Annotated in this window: 19 protein-coding genes; 17 read left to right on the top strand and 2 right to left on the bottom strand. The window is 64.0% G+C overall.

Translation table 11 applies throughout. The features are described 5' to 3' along the window. Positions 1-10 precede the first annotated feature (10 nt). The gene (locus tag NGR_RS16220) at positions 11-823 is read left to right on the top strand and encodes a CbbQ/NirQ/NorQ/GpvN family protein (RefSeq protein WP_012707561.1); all 813 of its coding nucleotides are present in this window, start codon (positions 11-13) and stop codon (positions 821-823) included. Positions 824-958: 135 nt separating this feature from the next. Further along, positions 959-2854 carry a nitric oxide reductase activation protein NorD gene (locus NGR_RS16225; protein WP_012707562.1) on the top strand — a complete coding sequence of 632 codons (1896 nt, stop codon included), beginning with the start codon at positions 959-961 and terminating at the stop codon, positions 2852-2854. 355 nt (positions 2855-3209) lie between these two features. On the opposite strand, the gene hemN is transcribed toward NGR_RS16225, so the two are convergent. Further along, positions 3210-4562 carry an oxygen-independent coproporphyrinogen III oxidase gene (gene hemN / locus NGR_RS16230; RefSeq protein ID WP_012707563.1) on the bottom strand — a complete coding sequence of 451 codons (1353 nt, stop codon included), beginning with the start codon at positions 4560-4562 and terminating at the stop codon, positions 3210-3212. A 234-nt stretch (positions 4563-4796) separates the two neighbouring features. Between hemN and NGR_RS16235 the strand changes: the two genes are divergently transcribed. The 4 genes from NGR_RS16235 to NGR_RS16250 all read left to right on the top strand — a co-directional run bounded on the left by NGR_RS16235 (position 4797) and on the right by NGR_RS16250 (position 7406). Further along, positions 4797-5072 (top strand): DUF2249 domain-containing protein, encoded by a 276-nt coding sequence (locus NGR_RS16235; protein ID WP_012707564.1) that lies wholly within the window; start codon positions 4797-4799, stop codon positions 5070-5072. A 158-nt stretch (positions 5073-5230) separates the two neighbouring features. Further along, positions 5231-6589, top strand: a complete 1359-nt coding sequence (locus NGR_RS16240; RefSeq protein WP_012707565.1) for a membrane protein — start codon at positions 5231-5233, stop codon at positions 6587-6589. A 3-nt stretch (positions 6590-6592) separates the two neighbouring features. After that, positions 6593-7108, top strand: a complete 516-nt coding sequence (locus NGR_RS16245; protein WP_012707566.1) for a DUF2249 domain-containing protein — start codon at positions 6593-6595, stop codon at positions 7106-7108. 4 nt (positions 7109-7112) lie between these two features. Beyond that, complete coding sequence (locus tag NGR_RS16250) at positions 7113-7406, top strand: metal-sulfur cluster assembly factor (RefSeq protein ID WP_012707567.1); 294 nt, start codon at positions 7113-7115, stop codon at positions 7404-7406. A gap of 74 nt (positions 7407-7480) precedes the next feature. Here NGR_RS16250 and NGR_RS16255 read toward each other — a convergent pair whose 3' ends face one another. Further along, a complete protein-coding gene (locus NGR_RS16255) occupies positions 7481-8692 on the bottom strand; it encodes an NnrS family protein (protein ID WP_012707568.1) in 1212 nt (403 codons plus the stop codon). Between the two features lie 250 nt (positions 8693-8942). On the opposite strand from NGR_RS16255, the gene nirK reads away from it, so the two are divergent. From nirK to NGR_RS16310, 11 genes are all read left to right on the top strand, one after another. Further along, on the top strand, positions 8943-10073 hold the full coding sequence (nirK, locus tag NGR_RS16260) for a copper-containing nitrite reductase (protein ID WP_012707569.1): 1131 nt from the start codon (positions 8943-8945) through the stop codon (positions 10071-10073). A gap of 112 nt (positions 10074-10185) precedes the next feature. Continuing rightward, entirely contained in the window at positions 10186-11100 is a 915-nt protein-coding gene (locus NGR_RS16265; protein ID WP_012707570.1) for an SUMF1/EgtB/PvdO family nonheme iron enzyme, read from the top strand. 108 nt (positions 11101-11208) lie between these two features. Further along, positions 11209-11904 carry a Crp/Fnr family transcriptional regulator gene (locus tag NGR_RS16270; RefSeq protein WP_012707571.1) on the top strand — a complete coding sequence of 232 codons (696 nt, stop codon included), beginning with the start codon at positions 11209-11211 and terminating at the stop codon, positions 11902-11904. Positions 11905-12014: 110 nt separating this feature from the next. Next, entirely contained in the window at positions 12015-12458 is a 444-nt protein-coding gene (locus NGR_RS16275; protein ID WP_012707572.1) for a pseudoazurin, read from the top strand. A 264-nt stretch (positions 12459-12722) separates the two neighbouring features. Then, positions 12723-12908 carry a periplasmic nitrate reductase, NapE protein gene (gene napE / locus NGR_RS16280; RefSeq protein WP_012707573.1) on the top strand — a complete coding sequence of 62 codons (186 nt, stop codon included), beginning with the start codon at positions 12723-12725 and terminating at the stop codon, positions 12906-12908. 7 nt (positions 12909-12915) lie between these two features. After that, positions 12916-13410 carry a ferredoxin-type protein NapF gene (gene napF / locus NGR_RS16285; RefSeq protein WP_012707574.1) on the top strand — a complete coding sequence of 165 codons (495 nt, stop codon included), beginning with the start codon at positions 12916-12918 and terminating at the stop codon, positions 13408-13410. Beyond that, positions 13403-13690, top strand: a complete 288-nt coding sequence (locus NGR_RS16290) for a chaperone NapD (RefSeq protein WP_012707575.1) — start codon at positions 13403-13405, stop codon at positions 13688-13690. Before napF ends, NGR_RS16290 begins: the two co-directional genes overlap by 8 nt. Continuing rightward, entirely contained in the window at positions 13665-16169 is a 2505-nt protein-coding gene (napA, locus tag NGR_RS16295) for a periplasmic nitrate reductase subunit alpha (protein WP_164924604.1), read from the top strand. Before NGR_RS16290 ends, napA begins: the two co-directional genes overlap by 26 nt. A 17-nt stretch (positions 16170-16186) precedes the next feature. Beyond that, positions 16187-16642, top strand: coding sequence for a nitrate reductase cytochrome c-type subunit (locus tag NGR_RS16300; RefSeq protein WP_240545194.1), 456 nt, complete (start codon positions 16187-16189; stop codon positions 16640-16642). Between the two features lie 3 nt (positions 16643-16645). Further along, positions 16646-17347 (top strand): cytochrome c3 family protein, encoded by a 702-nt coding sequence (locus tag NGR_RS16305; protein ID WP_012707578.1) that lies wholly within the window; start codon positions 16646-16648, stop codon positions 17345-17347. A 251-nt stretch (positions 17348-17598) separates the two neighbouring features. Continuing rightward, a complete protein-coding gene (locus NGR_RS16310) occupies positions 17599-17973 on the top strand; it encodes a YbaN family protein (RefSeq protein WP_012707579.1) in 375 nt (124 codons plus the stop codon). Positions 17974-18061 lie beyond the last annotated feature (88 nt).

An 18061-nucleotide genomic window follows, 5' to 3' on the forward strand; every position in this document is an offset into this window, starting at 1 on the left:
GAGTTTTCCAATGAACATCGCCTTGAAAAACCCGCTGGCTGCGGAACACGACATCCCGGCCTATTCTCCCTCGGGTCAGGAATGCGCGCTCTTCGAAAGCGCCTGGATTCGCCGGCTCCCGCTGCTCTTGAAGGGGCCGACCGGCTGCGGCAAGACGCGCTTCGTTGCCCATATGGCCGCAAGGCTCGGCCTGCCGCTTTCAACCGTGTCGTGCCATGACGACCTTGCCGCCGCGGACCTGACCGGCCGTTATCTCCTCAAGGGCGGTGATACCGTGTGGGTCGACGGGCCGCTGACGCGCGCCGTTCGCGAGGGCGGCATCTGCTATCTCGACGAGATCGTCGAGGCCCGCAAGGACGTCGCCGTCGTGCTCCATCCCCTGACCGACGACCGGCGCATCCTGCCGCTGGAACGCACCGGCGAGGTGCTCGAGGCGCCGCCCGGCTTCATGCTGGTCGTCTCCTATAACCCCGGCTACCAGAACCTCCTGAAAACCCTGAAGCCGAGCACGCGCCAGCGCTTCGTCGCCATCGAGTTTGACTTTCTGCCGCGGGATCGCGAGATCGCCGTCGTCTCTGAGGAAAGCGGCCTCGACGCCGCCCGGGTCGCACCGCTCGTCGATCTCGCCCATCGGCTGCGAGCCTTGAAAGGCCACGACCTCGAGGAAGGCGTATCGACGCGCCTCATCGTCTACTGCGCGAGCCTGGTCGATAGCGGCCTGTCGCTGCGCGACGCCGTGATCGCGACGATGATCGAGCCGCTGACGGACGAGCCGGACGTCAAGGCGGCGCTGATCGAGGTCGCCGACGCGATCATCCGCTGAAGCGCGTCGCGCTTTAGGTCTTTGTTTATATGCATGTCGTCATCCCAAAACCGCTGCACACTTTTGGGCGACATGCTTAGAGCGGGATGAGGATTCCGCCCGCATCCCGCTGCAACCCTCTGAAGGACTCGACGAATGCTGGATTTCCTCGAACTCGAAGAAACCGTCGGCCGCGCCTGGCACCGCCTCATCGGCAACACGCGCACCTGGCCGCGCTTTCCGCATGAGGCCGTCCGGCTTGACGAGGTCCAGGCCGTTCTTGCGGTATACTTCCGCGGTCTCGGCGGAGAGCGGGCGGTTCAGATCGCGCCTGCCCGCGGCCGCACCTCGACGCATCGTCTGCGGTTGCGCCAGCGCATGGGGCTTGGCGAGGAAAAGCTTGTGCAGCCTGCACGCGACCACGCGACCTTGATGCTGCCGGCCGAGATCGATCTTTTTCCTCTCCGGCGGCTCAACCGCGATCTCTACTTTTGGCTGGCGGCGACGATGGCGGTCATGCCGCTCTCGCCGATCCGTGACGGCGATCCTCTCGCCCGTGACCTGTCAAGCCTCGCCCGGGCGGAAGAGACGGTGCGGGCAGTGCTCACGACCTTCCCGGCGCTGCGTCCGCGCTATCGGCGTCTCTGCAAGGCAGTGCTCGACGTACGGCAAAGGCGGTCGCTTCCGGCGGTCGAGCAGCATGTCGAAAATCGAACCCTGGACATTCTGAAAAGAGGTGCCGGACGGATCGAGGAAGTGATGCCGGTGATCTTTCCTAGTCGTGCGCCGCCCGGCTACCTGCCGATGCTGCCGGTGCCGCTCTGGCCCGACGCGCTGCTGCGTGAAGAGACGGAGCGGCGGAACGGCGAAGACGAGCCGGCGCGCGGCGGCGGCAGGGCGGAAGGACCGGAGACGACGCGCCATGTGGCAACGCGCGAGGCGCAGCGGCAGTCGGAGCGGAGCCCTTTCATCCTCAACCGCTTCGAAAAAATTCTCGCCATGGCCGAGATGGTCAATGTCGATCGCCCCGCCGACGACAGCGACGATCACGACGCCAGCGCCGCCGACGAGCTTGACGACATGACGCTCGGCGAACGGCAGGGTCGTCCGGCCGCACGCTTTCGCTTCGACCTCGACCTGCCGCCGGAAGCGCTCGACCGGACCCCGCTCATGGCGGAACTTACTTATCCCGAATGGGACTATCGCAGCGGCAGCTACCTCAAGGATCATTGCCGCGTGCTTGCCGCACCGGCTTCGGCAGAAGGCACGGCCGGCGAGGCGGACCCGGCGACGAAGAGCCTGATCCGGCGCGTGCGTCGTCAGTTCGAAGTCTTGCGGCCGCGCCACGAGATGCTGCGGGCACAGATTGACGGGGCCGATCTCGATCTCGACGCGGTTGTCCGGGCTCGAACCGACCTTAGGGCCGGGGGGCAGGGCAGCGACCGCATCCACATGATGAGCCGTCCGCAGGCGCACGATCTCGCAGTGACGATCCTCGTCGACGTGTCGCTCTCGACCGACGCCTGGTTCGACGATCTCCGCGTCCTCGACGTCGAGAAGCAGGCGCTTCTGGTCCTGGCGCACGGGCTCTCCGCCTGCGGCGATGCTCATGAAATCCTCACCTTCACCTCGCGGCGGCGGGATTGGGTGCGGATCGAGACGGTCAAGGCATTCGACGAGGCGATGAGCGCGACCATCGAGGCGCGCATCGCGGCGCTGAAACCCGGCTACTACACGCGCATCGGCACCGCCATCCGGCACGCCGCAGCGGGTCTTGTCGAACGGCCGAACCGCCGCAAACTCCTGATCGTCCTCACCGACGGCAAGCCGAACGATGTCGATCACTACGAGGGGCGGTTTGCGCTCGAAGACAGCCGCCGGGCTGTCGGCGAAGCACGCCGCTCGGGGGTCAGCGTGTTCGGGGTGACAGTGGATCGCGAGGCGAAATCCTACATTCCGGTGATCTTCGGGCAAAACGGCTATGCCGTCGTCAGCAATATCGGCAGGCTGCCTTCGGCTCTGCCGGCAATCTATCGCGGCCTCGTAAGGTAGACGGGGGCAGGTCGCGAAACGGAAGGCCCGGCATGCGCGTACATGCCGGGCCTTTCTGCCTGAGGTGACTTCTCATCCGACTGCATCGTTCCGGCCGACTGGGTATCGCGTGAAGTAGCGCCTCCGAGGTGGTCAGCGCGATACCCCCCTCTGCCCTGCCGGGCATCTCCCCCACAAGGAGGGAGATCGGCAGGTGGTGATGTCCCGCTCGGCCTACTATGCCGCACCCGATCGCCAAATTCGGCATCGGAGAACTTGGTGTTGGGCTGGACCGCGCTTCCAGCCGATCTCCCCCCTTGTGGGGGAGATGCCCGGCAGGGCAGAGGGGGTTTCAACGCCCGCCTTTCCCGGCAACCTACGCCGCCTTGCTGTGCGTCCTGCCCGACTGCTCCAGATAGGCATCGAAGGCGGCGGCGACGGCGCGGATCAGAAATCGTCCTTCATCGCGCAACCGTATGACCCCGCCGACATTTTCGAGGATGCCGTCGCTTTCGAGCATTGCGAGCTTGGCGTTGCCGTGGAGCAGCATCTGCGGGTCGAAGCCGTGTGCGGCGGCGATGGCGGGCACATCGACGCGGAAGTCGCACATCAGCCGCTCGATGATGTTTGCCCTGAGCCGGTCCTCCGCCGTCAGGCGATAGCCCTTCACGGTGGCAAGACGGCCGGAGGCGATCCGCTGCGCATAGACACCGGGAGGTATCTCGTTCTGGACATAACCATCCGTCATCCGGCCGATGGCCGAGGCACCGAAGCCGATGAGGGTCTCGCAGGCGTCGGTCGTGTAGCCCTGGAAATTGCGGCGCAACTGCCCGTTTTGCTGTGCGAGTGCCAGGCTGTCGTCCGGCCGGGCGAAATGGTCGAGGCCGATGCGGCGGTAGCCGGCGGCGACGAGAGTTGCGGCTATCGCTTCGGCCTGGGCGACGCGGCCTTCCGCATCCGCCAGCGCTTTCTCGTCAATGAGCTTCTGATGCTTCTTGAAGGACGGGATATGGGCATAGCCGAAGACCGCGAAGCGGTCCGGCCCCATGGCGATTGCGGCCTTGGCCGTTTCGATGCAGGATTCGACCGTCTGGTGCGGCAGGCCGTAGATGAGATCGAAATTGATGCTGTCGACGCCGGCCCGGCGCAGCCGGGAAACCGCCTCCATCGTTTGCTCCTCGCTCTGGATCCGGTTGATCGCCTTCTGCACGACCGGATCAAAGCTCTGCACCCCGAGACTTGCCCGGCGGACCCCGGCTTCTCCGAGAGCCGTGGCCATCTCCTGCTCGAGCGTCCGGGGATCGATCTCCACGGCGATCTCGGCGGTATCGGCGAAGTCGAAACGCTCGCGCAGAAGCCGGACAAGCGCCAGCATTTCCTCCGGCTGCATGATCGTCGGTGTTCCCCCGCCGAAATGCACATGGTCGATGTTGAGCGGCGCCTTCGTCCTTGCGGCCACGAGGCCTATCTCCTGGCGGAGCATGTCGAGGTAGTCGAGGATCGGCTGGTCGCGCTGTGTGATCGTCGTGTGGCAGCCGCAGTACCAGCACATCGAGCGGCAGAAAGGGATGTGCAGGTAGAGCGACGCCGGCCTGTCGAGCGGCGTTGCGGCAAGCCAGTCGCGATAGGTGCCGACGTCGATCGCGGGTGAGAAGCGCGGCGCAGTCGGGTAGCTCGTGTAGCGCGGCAGGCGCGCCTCGCCATATTTCGCGACAAGGGACGGTTGCATGAGAAATTCCTTCCAGTGCGGGAGAACGGTTCGAGCGCCATCCTAGAGGTGCACCGGGTCCTGATCTTTGACCAATATCAAGGATCGGGACGAAGGCGTTTCTCGCGAATTGTTTGCTCGGCGTCAAAGTGGCAGGGCGGGCCCGAGGTTACGGTCAGCCAAGTTCCGCTATGGTGAGCCGCCGCCTTGCCGGAACGACATGAGGGGCGGCCATCAAAGAGATTTGCCACGACAATGACGGATACAAAGCCATCCATCGACGTTCGCACAGTTCCGCCGCGCGAGCGCCATCCCCGGATTTTCGGTATGCTCGGCGCGCTCCTGCCGGGCGGTTCGATGCAGATCACCAGCGACCACGATCCGCGCCCCCTGCATTACCAGCTGGAGACGAATTTTCCGGGCCAGTTCGGCTGGGATTATCTGGAAGAAGGGCCGGAGGTATGGCGCGTTGAAATAGCCCGCCTGGAAGACGGAGCAGGCTGCGAATGCTGCTGCGGGTCGGATCATTGATCCGCTTCACTTGAATGCGGTGAACTCGTAACCGGAGCGGGATGAGGAGAAGTGCGCGGTTTTTCGGCCGCATCCCGCTCTAGCTTTTCAGAATCGATCACGGTCTATGATTTTGGGTCGAACAGACCCAGATCATCGTGATCCAGGGGTGAGGCGAAATGCCAGGCGCCACGCTTTCCCGATGGACGATGTCCTACTTCGCTGCCGCCTGCCTCTTCCTGCTGATTGGCGAAGGCGCGATGGCGGCTGGTTACGGTTATCCGTTCGCGGGCGTCGATGCGCCGGAAACCCTGGCGCTCGTCCATGTTGTCGCCATCGGCTGGCTCGGCCTGCTGATGGTGGGAGCGCTCCTGCAATTCGTGCCGGTGCTGGTCGCCGCACCGCTGCGCTGGCGGCGGCTGGCCCTGCCGGTCCTGCTTCTGCTTGTCGGCGGACTTCTTTTGCTCGTCGGCGGCTTTGGTGCCTTGGCGGGTGTAGCCGCGCTTTCACCCGGCATGCTGCCGTTCGGAGCGTTGTTGCTGGTGAGCGGTTTCGGACTTGCGGCCGCCATGCTGGCGGCGACGCTCTGTTCGGCACGGCCGCTGCCGCTGCCGGCCCGTTTCGTCGGGCTGGGACTGGTTGCGCTGGTGGCGACGGTTCTGGTCGGCGCCGTCTTCGCCCTCGTTCTTTCAGGCACCGTCGCGAGTGATCTCGCTGCTACGTTGCTCATCTATGGCGTGCCGTCCCACGCAGCCCTCGGTCTCGGCGGCTGGCTGACCCTCACCGCCGTCGGGGTCAGCTACCGGCTGCTGCCGATGTTCATGCTTGCGCCCGAGGAAACGCGCGGCACGTCCCGCCTCGTCTGGTGGGCCGCTAGCGCCGCCTTGGCGCTGGTCGTGGGCCGTATCGCCTGGCTCGTCTTTGATGTCTCGGCCGCGCGGGGACCGCTCGCGTTTGCGACGCTTCTTGCTGGTATCGCCACCCTTCTCTATTGCGCCGACGTGATCCGTCTGTTTCGCGAGCGCCGGCGCAAGGCGGTGGAACTCAATATCCGCGCAAGCTATGCGGCATTTGTGGCTCTCTTCCTGTCCGTGGCGTTGTTCATCGTCCCAGGCGCCAGGGCGGCGGCCGGCGAGGGGGCGGCGGCTCTCGTCTACCTCTTCGTCTTCGGCTGGCTCACGGGACTGGGGCTCGCACAGCTCTATAAGATCGTTCCCTTCCTGACCTGGCTCGAATGCTATGGCTCGGTTCTCGGCCGCGCCGCGGTCCCGCGTGTGCAGGATCTCGTCCGGGAGGGCCGCTCGAGCCTCTGGTTCTGTCTCTACTACGCAGCCGTGGCGGCGGCCACCGGCTCGCTTTTTGCCGAGAGCGCCCTATGGTTTCGCGCGGCGCTGCTGCTGCAACTCATTGCCACTGTCGGCCTGATGGCGGAACTGGTGCGCGCCCGGATGCTCTCATCCGTTGCCGAGCCGCTGCGTTTCCCCGTCGGGGCGCCAAGACCGCATCTCTTTCTTCCAATCGCTCGACAACAGGAGTGACCGATGAATCCTGCACCCCGAGAACTCGACGTTCGGCCCATATTGAGAAGCGGCGGCGAGCCGTTCCAGGCCATCATGGAGGCCGTGAGCGGGCTGAAGCCCGGGCAGGGCTTGCGACTTTTAGCCCCATTCCGCCCGCAACCGCTCTTCAAGGTGATGGAGAGCCGCGGCTACGGCCACGCCGCGAAGGAGATCGACGGCGGCGACTGGGAGGTTCTGTTCACGCCGAACGCGACGGGCACGCCGGTGGAAGCGTCCGCCGACGCCGAGAATGCGGACACCTGGCCCGACCCGGCCGAACACCTCGATCTGACCGGGCTGGACCCGCCGGAGCCGATGGTGCGCATCCTGGCCGCCGCCGAACGGCTCCAGCCGGGCGAGGTCCTGTTCGCCCTGCTTTCGCGCGAGCCGGTTTTTCTTTTCCCGGAGCTTGCGAAACGCGGCCACCAGTGGGCGGGTAATTTCGACGAAACGCGCACCACCTTCCGCATATTCGTGCGTGCCGGAAAGAAAGGCTGATGCCATGACCGAAGCGATCAACGAGACCGTCTGCGGGGCGATCCGCGAGGCGCTGCGCATGATCATCGATCCCGAACTTGGCCGCAACATCGTCGACCTCGGCCTCATCTACGATGTCTCCGTCGACGATGGCGGCATCGCCCATGTGACGATAACGACGACCACGAAGGGTTGCCCGGCCAGCGAATATCTGAAGGAGGCCGTCCGCAATTGCGTCTGGTATGTGCCGGGGGTGGAATATGCCGAAGTGCGGCTGACCTACGAGCCGGCCTGGACGCCGGAGATGATGACGAACTGAGGCTTTAGCAGTGCGGAGAAATGGAAACGGCCCGGAATCCCCGGGCCGTTTCTGCGTTGACCAGCTTGTGGCTTTCAATGCAACGCGCGGCGCTTGCGCACCAGAATTGGCCCGTATTCGAGGCAGAACAGCGCGAAAGCCAGGATCCACAGGCCACCGGACGCGGCGTGGAGCATAGTCGCGGCCTCGGGCAACATTTCCGCCAGTGGCCGCAGCACGGCGGCGAGCAACATGGCGGCGTAAGATGCGACTGTCGGGCGCGAAGCCGCCAGCGCATGGCCGGTATGGCCGCGGCTGGCGCGGGTCATGACCGCGAGCATCATGGAGGCGATGGCACCGACGGTCAGCACATGCATGACGGAGTGCTCTTCGACGAAACCGAGCGCGGCGAAGCCGATCGCGGCAAAGCCCAATGGGATGAAGGCATAGGCCACGTGCAGGACGACGAGCAGCATTTCCGGCCAGGTGGCCCAGCCCCGCCAGCGGCCGAGCCGGATGACGTGCAGCAGCGCCGCGACAAGACCCGTGAGTGCTGTGGCCGGATGCTCGGGAAGGAGCGTCCACGAGGCGAGCGCCATGATGCCCGCGAGGATGGCCACCGTATCGAAGCCATTATAGGGAACGGGAAAATCCGTACGGCCGAAGCGGTTCAGCCAGTTGCGGGTGAAGCTCGGCAGGATCCGTCCGCCGACGATGGTGACGAGCACCACATAGGCGGAGATGCCGAGCCGCATCGCAATATGCGCATGGTCTCCCGTGATGACTGCCACGTGAAAGCAGGCATTGGCGAGAGACAGCGCCAAGAGCCCGCCAAGCACCTTGAGGTCCTTCCACTTGCGGCCGGCGATCACCTCGCGGGCGCAGATGAAAAGCAGCGCAGGAAGGAAGAGGCTGTCTATTGCGGCGGCGGCCGGAACGCCGATTGCATCCGGCGAAAGGAGCGCCGCGCGCCCCGCCAGCCAGAGCGCGAACAGTCCGGCGAGCGGCCAACCGGAGACCGGCAGCCGGCCCGTCCAGTTCGGCACCGCCGTCAGCAAAAAGCCGGCTAGAACGGCGGAGGCGAAGCCGAACAGCATCTCGTGCGCATGCCAGGCATGAGCGCCGTAGCTGCCGCCTGGTTCGACATGGCCGGCGAGCGCGGCGATCCACAGGCCCATGGCGCAGACAGCCCAAAGCGCCGCTCCGAGGAAAAACGGCCGGAAACCGTATGAGAAGAGCACGGGGCCCGTCCGTCCCAGGCCCCGCGGCACGTGGCCGGGCCGCTCCGCCACCTTCGATCCATTCATGATTCAACTCCTGACGTTTAGCTCGCATCTGAGTACCGGAGTCGCGAAAGGTCTTCTTTGACAATTGGCAAAGACAGGCCCGGTGCATGCCGCGCCCGCCTTGCCGGGAGGTGTCTGTCGCTGCTGCCCGTCAAAATGTCGCACCCGTGCAATCTGACTATTTGTTCCACCTCAAAGAGCTTGGCTGCGACCCTCCTAGGATGAGAACGACCGGGCGATATTCGCTCCGTCCTTTTCAAGGAGAGGTTCCATGTCTGAGCAATTCCAGATGACACGCCGCAGCATGCTGGCCGGCGCGGCGATCGCGGGCGCGCTGACCCCGCTCGTCGGCGCAGCCGCCGCGCAGGCGGAAGAGGCGGTCGCCAAGATCGCCCCCGTAGACGTCGCTTCGCTGCCGCGCGTGAAGGTCGATCTCGTCAAGCCGCCCTTCGTCCACGCCCACACCCAGAAGGCCGAAGGTGGTCCGAAGGTCGTCGAGTTCACCTTGACGATCGAGGAGAAGAAACTCGTCATCGACGACCAGGGCACGGAAGTCCAGGCGATGACCTTCGACGGCTCGGTTCCCGGTCCGATGATGGTCGTGCACCAGGACGACTATGTCGAGCTGACGCTGATCAACCCGGAAAGCAACACGTTGCAGCACAATATCGACTTCCACTCGGCGACCGGCGCGCTCGGCGGCGGGGCGCTGACGGTCGTCAATCCGGGCGAGTCCACGGTCCTGCGGTTCAAGGCGACCAAGGCAGGCGTCTTCGTCTACCACTGCGCACCTCCCGGCATGGTTCCGTGGCACGTCACCTCGGGGATGAACGGCGCGATCATGGTGCTGCCGCGCGAGGGACTGACGGACGGCCAGGGCAAGCCGCTGACGTATGACAAGATCTACTATGTCGGCGAGCAGGACTTCTACGTGCCGCGTGACGCTGAGGGAAATTACAAGAAATACGAGAGCGCCGGCGATGCCTATGCCGATACGCTGGAAGTCATGCGGACCCTGACCCCGAGCCACATCGTCTTCAACGGTGCGGTGGGGGCGCTGACCGGCGACAACGCGCTGAAGGCAGCCGTCGGCGAAAAGGTTCTGATCGTCCATTCGCAAGCCAACCGCGACACCCGCCCGCATCTGATCGGCGGCCATGGCGACTATGTCTGGGCGACGGGCAAGTTCCGCAATCTTCCGGATCGCGATCAGGAAACCTGGTTTATTCCCGGGGGCACAGCCGGCGCGGCCTTCTACACCTTCGAGCAGCCCGGCATTTACGCCTATGTGAACCACAACCTGATTGAAGCTTTCGAGCTCGGCGCCGCTGCCCACTTCACCGTCACCGGCGACTGGAACGACGATCTCATGACCTCCGTTCGCGCGCCGTCGGGCACCTGAGACCGCCGCGCGCGGCCTGCGCCGGCGGGAATTCCGCCGGCGCAGGCCGCGATATCGCCGCATGATCCTCGGGCGGAAACGAGCAAAGAAGGATCGTCGCAAGGAGGCCGTCATGGCCGCGCTTTCAGAAAAACGGGACGCCACGTCCTTATCGCTGGCGATCCCTTCCGTTCTCTTCCTGCTTCTCGCCGGCCTCCTCGCAAAGCAAACGGGCCTCTTGTTCGATGCACCGGTCGGCACGCCGCTCGATGAGCCGCCCATCGTCGTTGTCGCTCCGCGGGATTTCAGCTACCGCGTCGCCGGCGAATTTTTCAGAAATGGCTATGCCGTCGACGGGCCGATGACGACGGTGCGCATGAGCGCGCCGCTCGCCATCATGAAATATCAGGTGACGGCCGCAGACTACGCGCGCTGCGTCGCGGAAGAGGCCTGTCCGCCCGCCGAGCCCGAGCATGTGCCGTCGGATCCGGCGCTGACGCCGGCAACCGGCGTCAGCTTCGACGACGCGGTCGCCTACGCCGCCTGGATCAGCCGCAGGACCGGAGCGGTCTGGGTGATCCCGACGGACGAGCAACTCGCCTTTGCCGCCGGCAGCCGTTTCCCGGACGATGCGCTCGGCGTCGATTCTGACACATCCAACCCGGCGCTGCGCTGGCTCGCCGACTACCGTCGCGAGACGGCACGCAAGGCGTCACGCGAACCGGAGCCGCAGTCGCTCGGACATTTCGGGGAAAGCGAAACCGGGCTTTCGGACTTCGCCGGCAATGTCTGGGAATGGACGGCGACCTGTAGCCGCCGCGTCACCTTGGATCGCTCCGGATCCGTCATCAGCGATGCCGCCTCCTGCGGCATCTACATCGCGACCGGCAAGCACCGTGCCGCGCTGAGTTCCTTCGTCCGCAATCCCAAGGGTGGCGGCTGCGCCGTCGGCGCCCCTCCCGACAATGTCGGCTTCCGCCTGGTCAAGGATAGCCGCTGGTATGCGCCGCTTCTCCAGACGCTGAGGGCGAAGGGCCTGCACCTGTGATGCGGCGCAACCGGCGCGAACCCCGGCTTTTTTCCCCCTGCCTGCCATGATAGGAATTTTGAACAGCGCAGGCAAAGGTGCGCCAGGCGCACCGATAGGGGAGATGGAATGAAGATCGACCGGAGCGTGGTGAGGTCGCTTCCCCTGTTCGACAGGATGACCGACGCCGACCTCGACAAGTTGTTGGGTCATGCCACGGCAAAACGCGTTCCGCCGGGCGACGCCGTGTTCGAGCAGGGCCAGACCGCCACCAGCTTTTTCCTTCTTCTGCATGGGCGCCTGAAGGTGACCCAGGTCACCGAGGATGGCCAGCAGATCATCGTGCGCGTCGTCCATCCGGGTGACCTCTTCGGCTTCGCCAAGGCACTGCAGCGTTCGGACTATCCAGGCACCGCGACGGCGGTTAGCGAGAGCGTCGCCTTGTCCTGGCCGACGGATCTCTGGCCGCAATTCGTCGAGCAAAATCCGCGCTTGGCCATCAGCACGATGCAGACGATCGGCCAGCGGCTGGAAGAGGCGCACACGCGAATCCGGGAAATGTCCACCCAGGAAGTCGAACGGCGCGTCGCCCATGCCGTGCTGCGCCTTTCGCGCCAGGCGGGCAAGCAGGAAAAAGGCGGCATCCGCATCGACTTTCCGATTTCCCGTCAGGATATCGCCGAGATGACCGGCACCACGCTCCACACCGTGTCGCGCATCTTGAGCGCCTGGGAGGCGAAGGGCCTGGTCGAGGGCGGGCGCCAGAAGCTGATCATCTGCGATCTGCCCGGACTGGCGCAGCTTGCCGAAGGCGGGCGGGACTGAACCGACCAACATCGCAGTTGTTTGACAGACATCAAAGACCGGAGGCCGCCGCTGTCCTATCTCCTTTCTGCAGGAACCGAACAGGGTTCTGAAACCTAAGGAGAATTTCAGTGCGCATAATCGCAAAGGGCGCTGCAGTCGCCGCCATTCTTGCCGCCTTTACCGGCACCGCGTTCGCCGCCGACTTCGAGGTTCATATGCTGAACAAGGGCGCGGAAGGATCGATGGTATTCGAGCCGGCATTCGTCAAGGTCAATCCGGGCGACAGCGTCACTTTCGTGCCGACCGACAAAGGGCACAATGTCGAGACCATCAAGGACATGATCCCCGACGGCGCCACGCCCTTCAAGGGCAAGATGAACGAGACATACAAGGTGACGTTCGACGCGCCCGGCGTTTACGGCGTCAAATGCGCACCGCATGTCGGCATGGGCATGGTCGGCGTCGTGGTCGTCGGCGACGCGCCTGCCAATGTCGAGAAGGTCAAGGGCGTCAAGCTGCCGAAAAAGGCTCAGGAGCGCCTCCATGCGGCCCTTGCCGCTGCTCTTCAATAGTCAATCGACAGCATGACGAGCGTATAACGACTCCCGGCGCAATGTAATCCAAGTGCGCCGGGTCATTGCACAGCTGAAACTTGATGTTTTAGGAATACTAAGTGCGCGCGATACTTCGTCTCGCCACTGTCAAGTAATTGACGAAAATCAATTTGGATAGTCAAGAAATAGCGAACGGATAAATTGTTACGGCTCTCCCTTTATTTTTGCATTCACCGCGCTAGACTTCTGAGGGACGCGTGTGGTCGAGGAGGGAGACGCGAGATGCCTGATGGCGATCCGAGCATGGCGAGCCCCTTGCGGTCGCAGCGGAAGACAGAGTTCCTTACCTTTCTCGTCTTGGCGTTCGGCATCTGGCCGATCGTCGCCGTGGGTGTGGTCGGTGCCTACGGATTTCTCGTCTGGATGTTCCAGCTTGTCTTCGGGCCGCCCGGTCCGCCGGTGCACTGAGGGTAGCATGGGCGAGGGTATCGACATATCGAGGCGGAATTTTCTGCGCGGCCTGTACGAAGGGCAGGGCCAAGGCGTCCGCCCTCCCGGCGCGGCGAGCCTCGAAGCGTGCACGGGGTGCGGGAAATGCGTCGACGCCTGTCCGACGCGCATCATCCGGTTGATCGCGGATCGCCCGGCGCTCGATTTCTCCGTCGCCGAGTGCACCTTCTGCGGCCAATGCGCGGAACTCTGTCCCGAGCCGGTTTTCACCGGCCGACCACAGTCCTTTCCACATGTCGCGATGATCGGCGAGAGCTGTCTCGCCAGGAACGGCACCGAATGCCAGGCCTGTCGCGACGGCTGTCCGACAGAGGCGATCCGGTTCCGTCCGCGTGCCGGCGGACCGTTCCTGCCCGAGCTCAGGGAAGAGGCGTGTACCGGCTGCGGCGCCTGTCTCGCCGTCTGCCCCGTGGCGGCCATAGGCATTCGCGAATTCGACAGGGGGCGCGCCTTTGTCTGATGCGAGTGCGTTCTATCACATTTCCAGCGCCGTCGTGGTGACGATGCCGCCTATGCAGGAGCGCGTCCTCGCTCAGCTCGCAGAGATGCAGAACGTCGAGGTTTACGCGCATCAGGACGGAAAGATCGTCGTTGTGATCGAGGGCACGAGCACCGGAATGCTCGGTGAAATCCTGTCGCGCATCTCGGTGCTCGAGGGCGTGGTGGCAGCCAATATGGTGTTTGAGCATGTCGAATCCGAAGGAGACGATCGCCATGACCGGCGAATTGACGCGGCGTGAAATCTTGAAGGCGCATGCCGCCGGCATCGCCGCAGCGACGGCAGGCATCGCGCTTCCCGTCGCGGCGCAGCCCGTGCCGGGCGGTGTGGAAGCGCTGCAGATCAAATGGGCGAAGGCACCATGCCGCTTCTGCGGCACGGGCTGCGGCGTCATGGTAGGCGTCAAGGAGGGGCAGGTCGTCGCCACCCACGGCGACATGCAGGCCGAGGTCAACCGTGGCCTCAACTGCATCAAGGGCTACTTCCTTTCAAAGATCATGTACGGCGCCGACCGCCTGAAAACGCCCTTGATGCGCAAGCGCAACGGCGCCTTTGCCAAGGATGGCGAGTTCGAGCCGGTCAGCTGGGACGAAGCCTTCGACGTCATGGCGCAACAGGCGAAGAGGGTGCTGAAGGAGAAGGGACCGACCGCCGTCGGAATGTTCGGCTCCGGCCAATGGACGATCTTCGAGGGCTATGCGGCCACCAAGCTGATGCGCGCCGGGTTCCGATCCAACAATCTCGATCCCAATGCGCGCCACTGCATGGCTTCGGCTGCCGTCGCCTTCATGCGCACCTTCGGCATGGACGAGCCGATGGGATGCTACGACGATTTCGAGCATGCCGACGCCTTCGTGCTCTGGGGCTCGAACATGGCGGAGATGCACCCGATCCTGTGGACGCGTCTCGCCGATCGGAGGCTTGGACACGAGCATGTCAAGGTGGCGGTGCTGTCGACTTTCACGCATCGCAGCATGGACCTCGCCGACATTCCGATCGTCTTCAAGCCCGGCACCGATCTGGCGATCCTCAACTACATCGCCAATCACATCATCCAGACGGGCCGGGTGAATGAGGATTTCGTCAAGAAGCACACGACCTTCATGGTCGGCGCGACCGACATCGGCTACGGCCTGAGGCCCGACAATCCGCTCGAGGTCAAGGCGAAGAACGCCAAGGACGCGGCCAAGATGACGCCGAGCGACTTCGAGAGCTTCAAGACTTTCGTTTCGGAATACACGCTCGACAAGACCGTCGAACTGACCGGCGTCGAGGCCGGGTTCCTCGAACAATTGGCCGATCTCTATGCCAATCCCAACCGCAAGGTGATGTCGCTCTGGACCATGGGGTTCAACCAGCACGTGCGCGGCGTCTGGGTCAACCAGATGGTCTATAACCTCCATCTCCTGACCGGGAAGATCTCGGAGCCCGGCAACAGCCCCTTCTCGCTGACCGGCCAGCCTTCGGCCTGCGGGACGGCACGCGAGGTCGGCACCTTCGCCCACCGGCTGCCGGCCGACATGACCGTCACCAATCCCGAGCACCGCAAGCACGCCGAGGAGATCTGGCGCGTTCCCCACGGCCTCATCCCGGAGAAGCCCGGCTACCACGCCGTCGAGCAGGACCGGATGCTGAAGGACGGCAAGCTCAACTTCTATTGGGTTCAGGTCAACAACAACGTCCAGGCGGCTCCCAATACTGGGAACGAGACCTACCAGGGCTACCGCAATCCGGATAACTTCATCGTCGTTTCCGACGTCTATCCGACGATCACGGCGATGAGCGCCGACCTGATCCTACCCGCCGCCATGTGGGTGGAGAAGGAGGGTGCCTATGGCAATGCCGAGCGCCGTACCCATGTCTGGCATCAACTCGTCAACGCCCCGGGCGAGGCGCGGTCCGATCTCTGGCAGATGGTGGAATTCTCGAAGCGCTTCACCACCGACGAGGTCTGGCCGGCCGATATTCTCGACGCCAACCCAGGCTATCGCGGCAAGACCCTCTACGAGGTGCTGTTCAAGAACGGCAATGTCGACCGGTTCCCGGCAAGCGAGATCAACAAGGAATACGCCAACCGCGAGGCGGAAGGCTTCGGCTTCTACATCCAGAAAGGCCTGTTCGAGGAATATGCCTCCTTCGGGCGCGGCCACGGCCATGACCTGGCGCCTTATGACCGTTACCACGAGGAACGGGGGCTGCGCTGGCCCGTCGTCGACGGCAAGGAGACGCTGTGGCGCTACCGGGAGGGCTATGATCCCTATGTGAAGCCGGGGGAGGGCGTGAAGTTCTATGGCCGCCCGGACGGCAGGGCGGTGATCCTTGCCGTCCCCTACGAACCGCCGGCGGAATCGCCCGACGACGAATACAACGTCTGGCTGGTAACGGGCCGCGTGCTGGAGCATTGGCACTCGGGCTCGATGACGATGCGGGTGCCGGAACTCTACAAGGCGTTCCCCGGGGCGGTCTGCTTCATGAATGCCGGTGATGCCCGCGATCGCGGTATCAACCAGGGCGCCGAGGTGCGGATCGTTTCCCGTCGCGGCGAAATTCGCGCCCGCGTCGAGACGCGCGGCCGCAACCGCATGCCGCCGGGCGTCATCTTCGTACCCTGGTTCGACGCCAGCAGGCTGATCAACAAGGTAACGCTCGACGCAACCGATCCCATCTCCAAACAGACGGATTTCAAAAAATGCGCGGTCAAAATCGTCTCTGTCGCATGATGAAAAGTCCCGGATCCATGCTCGGGGCGCTTTTGGCGGTCCTGTTCGTCGCAACGGGGGCGATCGCGCAAATGGCCGGCGAAAGGGTGCCGGAGCTTTCCGGACCGCCGCAGGAGATGGGCGAGGTGGAGGCGCATCCGATCCCCAAATGGGTCGTGGACGATGCCCGCAAGGAGCGCGCCTATCCCGATCAGCCGCCGGTCATTCCACATTCGATCGAGGGTTACCAGCTTTCGGTCAACACCAACCGGTGCCTCTCCTGTCACAAGCGCGAACTCACGCAGGAGACCGGCGCGCCGATGATCAGCGTCACGCATTACATGACGCGCGAAGGCCAGATGCTCGCCGACGTTTCTCCGCGGCGCTATTTCTGCACGGCCTGCCATGTGCCGCAGGCCGATGTGCGTCCGCTCGTCGAAAATACCTTCAGGGACATGAGCGAGATGGGCGTCAAGCAGGCAGGGAGCGAGTAGGCCATGGCTCGGATAAAGCGCGTCCTGCTCTGGGTGTGGAAGGTTCTCACCACGCCGGCCGCAACCCTCAGCCTCGCCTTCCTGACGCTCGGCGGCTTCGTTGGCGGCGTCATGTTTTGGGGTGCTTTCAACACCGCGTTGGAGCTCACCAATACGGAAGCCTTCTGCGTTTCCTGTCATGAGATGCGGGCGAACGTCTATGAGGAACTGACGCGCACCATTCATTTCTCCAACCGCTCGGGCGTCAGGGCGTCCTGCCCGGACTGCCACGTGCCGCATGAATGGACGGACAAGATCGCCCGCAAGATGCAGGCCTCGAAGGAGGTCTGGGGCAAGATCTTCGGAACCATCAATACGCGCGAGAAATTCCTCGACCACCGCCTCGAACTTGCCAAGCATGAATGGGCGAGGTTGAAGGCGAACGACAGCCTCGAGTGCCGCAACTGCCACTCGTCGACGGCGATGGACCTTTCCAAGCAGACGCAGCGCGCCGCCGAGATCCATACCCGCTACCTGCTGCCGGGCAAGGCCACCTGCATCGACTGCCACAAGGGGATTGCCCACGAACTGCCGAACATGCAGGGCGTCGAGCCGGGCTGGAAGCTGCCGCCGGAACTCGAGGGGGAGACGCTGCCGTCGACATCCGCCATCGACGACCTCAAGCGGGCGATGAATGACATCCACAGGACAGCCTTGGAAAACTAAGGCTTTCGCTTCCATCCGATCCGTCGTCTCGCCATTCGTCGATTCCGTGTCGGGCTCCGATCATCCACGGGTTAGCAGATAGCCCGGACGCCGCCCGTCCTTGTTCCAGATCGACCATCCCTGCCCGGGGTCGAGATAGGAAGCTGCCGCCGCGGCGATCGCCGTCCTGTCGCATTGACAGATAAACTGTGACCGCCACAGGATGCGGAGCAACCCTCCGCCAGGTTTATGCCCTGACAAGGAGAAATCGGTTGAATCTTTCCATGCGCCTTGTTCTTCTCGGGCTCGGTTGGGTGATGGTAGGTATTGGCGTGGCAGGCATTTTCCTGCCGCTTCTGCCGACGACCCCGTTCCTGCTGGTGGCTGCCTGGCTCTTTGCGCGATCGTCTCCGCGTCTCGAACGATGGCTGTTCGATCATCCCATGTTCGGGCAGCCGCTGCGCGACTGGCGAGAGGATGGTGCGATATCGCGGGGCGCGAAGATATGTGCGTTGTCGCTGATGGCGCTCGGCTTTGCATTCTTCTGGCTCCGCCTTCAACCCTCGATGCTCACGGCATCCGTCATCGCGGCGATCATGCTCGCCGTCGGCGTGTTCATTACCTCCCGCCCCGAGCCGCGGCCGTAATGGTCCGGGTCCAACCCGGGCTGCGGTCAACGTTCCAAAGGTAACACGTAAAGCGCGCACTCCATGCCACAATACGCTGGGCCGATCC

The organism is Sinorhizobium fredii NGR234, assembly GCF_000018545.1.
GTDB classification, from domain to species: Bacteria; Pseudomonadota; Alphaproteobacteria; order Rhizobiales; family Rhizobiaceae; genus Sinorhizobium; species Sinorhizobium fredii_A.

Bases quoted from the DNA above. Each gene is read 5' to 3' on its own strand.
- hemN (WP_012707563.1), bottom strand. From the start codon at position 4,562: ATGCAACCGTCCCTTGTCGCGAAATATGGCGAGGCGCGCCTGCCGCGC.
- NGR_RS16300 (WP_240545194.1), top strand. From the start codon at position 16,187: ATGCTCGGGGCGCTTTTGGCGGTCCTGTTCGTCGCAACGGGGGCGATC.
- napE (WP_012707573.1), top strand. From the start codon at position 12,723: ATGCCTGATGGCGATCCGAGCATGGCGAGCCCCTTGCGGTCGCAGCGG.
- NGR_RS16220 (WP_012707561.1), top strand. From the start codon at position 11: ATGAACATCGCCTTGAAAAACCCGCTGGCTGCGGAACACGACATCCCG.
- NGR_RS16255 (WP_012707568.1), bottom strand. From the start codon at position 8,692: ATGAATGGATCGAAGGTGGCGGAGCGGCCCGGCCACGTGCCGCGGGGC.
- NGR_RS16270 (WP_012707571.1), top strand. From the start codon at position 11,209: ATGAAGATCGACCGGAGCGTGGTGAGGTCGCTTCCCCTGTTCGACAGG.
- NGR_RS16245 (WP_012707566.1), top strand. From the start codon at position 6,593: ATGAATCCTGCACCCCGAGAACTCGACGTTCGGCCCATATTGAGAAGC.
- napA (WP_164924604.1), top strand. From the start codon at position 13,665: ATGACCGGCGAATTGACGCGGCGTGAAATCTTGAAGGCGCATGCCGCC.
- napF (WP_012707574.1), top strand. From the start codon at position 12,916: ATGGGCGAGGGTATCGACATATCGAGGCGGAATTTTCTGCGCGGCCTG.
- NGR_RS16240 (WP_012707565.1), top strand. From the start codon at position 5,231: ATGCCAGGCGCCACGCTTTCCCGATGGACGATGTCCTACTTCGCTGCC.
- nirK (WP_012707569.1), top strand. From the start codon at position 8,943: ATGTCTGAGCAATTCCAGATGACACGCCGCAGCATGCTGGCCGGCGCG.
- NGR_RS16250 (WP_012707567.1), top strand. From the start codon at position 7,113: ATGACCGAAGCGATCAACGAGACCGTCTGCGGGGCGATCCGCGAGGCG.
- NGR_RS16225 (WP_012707562.1), top strand. From the start codon at position 959: ATGCTGGATTTCCTCGAACTCGAAGAAACCGTCGGCCGCGCCTGGCAC.
- NGR_RS16305 (WP_012707578.1), top strand. From the start codon at position 16,646: ATGGCTCGGATAAAGCGCGTCCTGCTCTGGGTGTGGAAGGTTCTCACC.
- NGR_RS16235 (WP_012707564.1), top strand. From the start codon at position 4,797: ATGACGGATACAAAGCCATCCATCGACGTTCGCACAGTTCCGCCGCGC.
- NGR_RS16265 (WP_012707570.1), top strand. From the start codon at position 10,186: ATGGCCGCGCTTTCAGAAAAACGGGACGCCACGTCCTTATCGCTGGCG.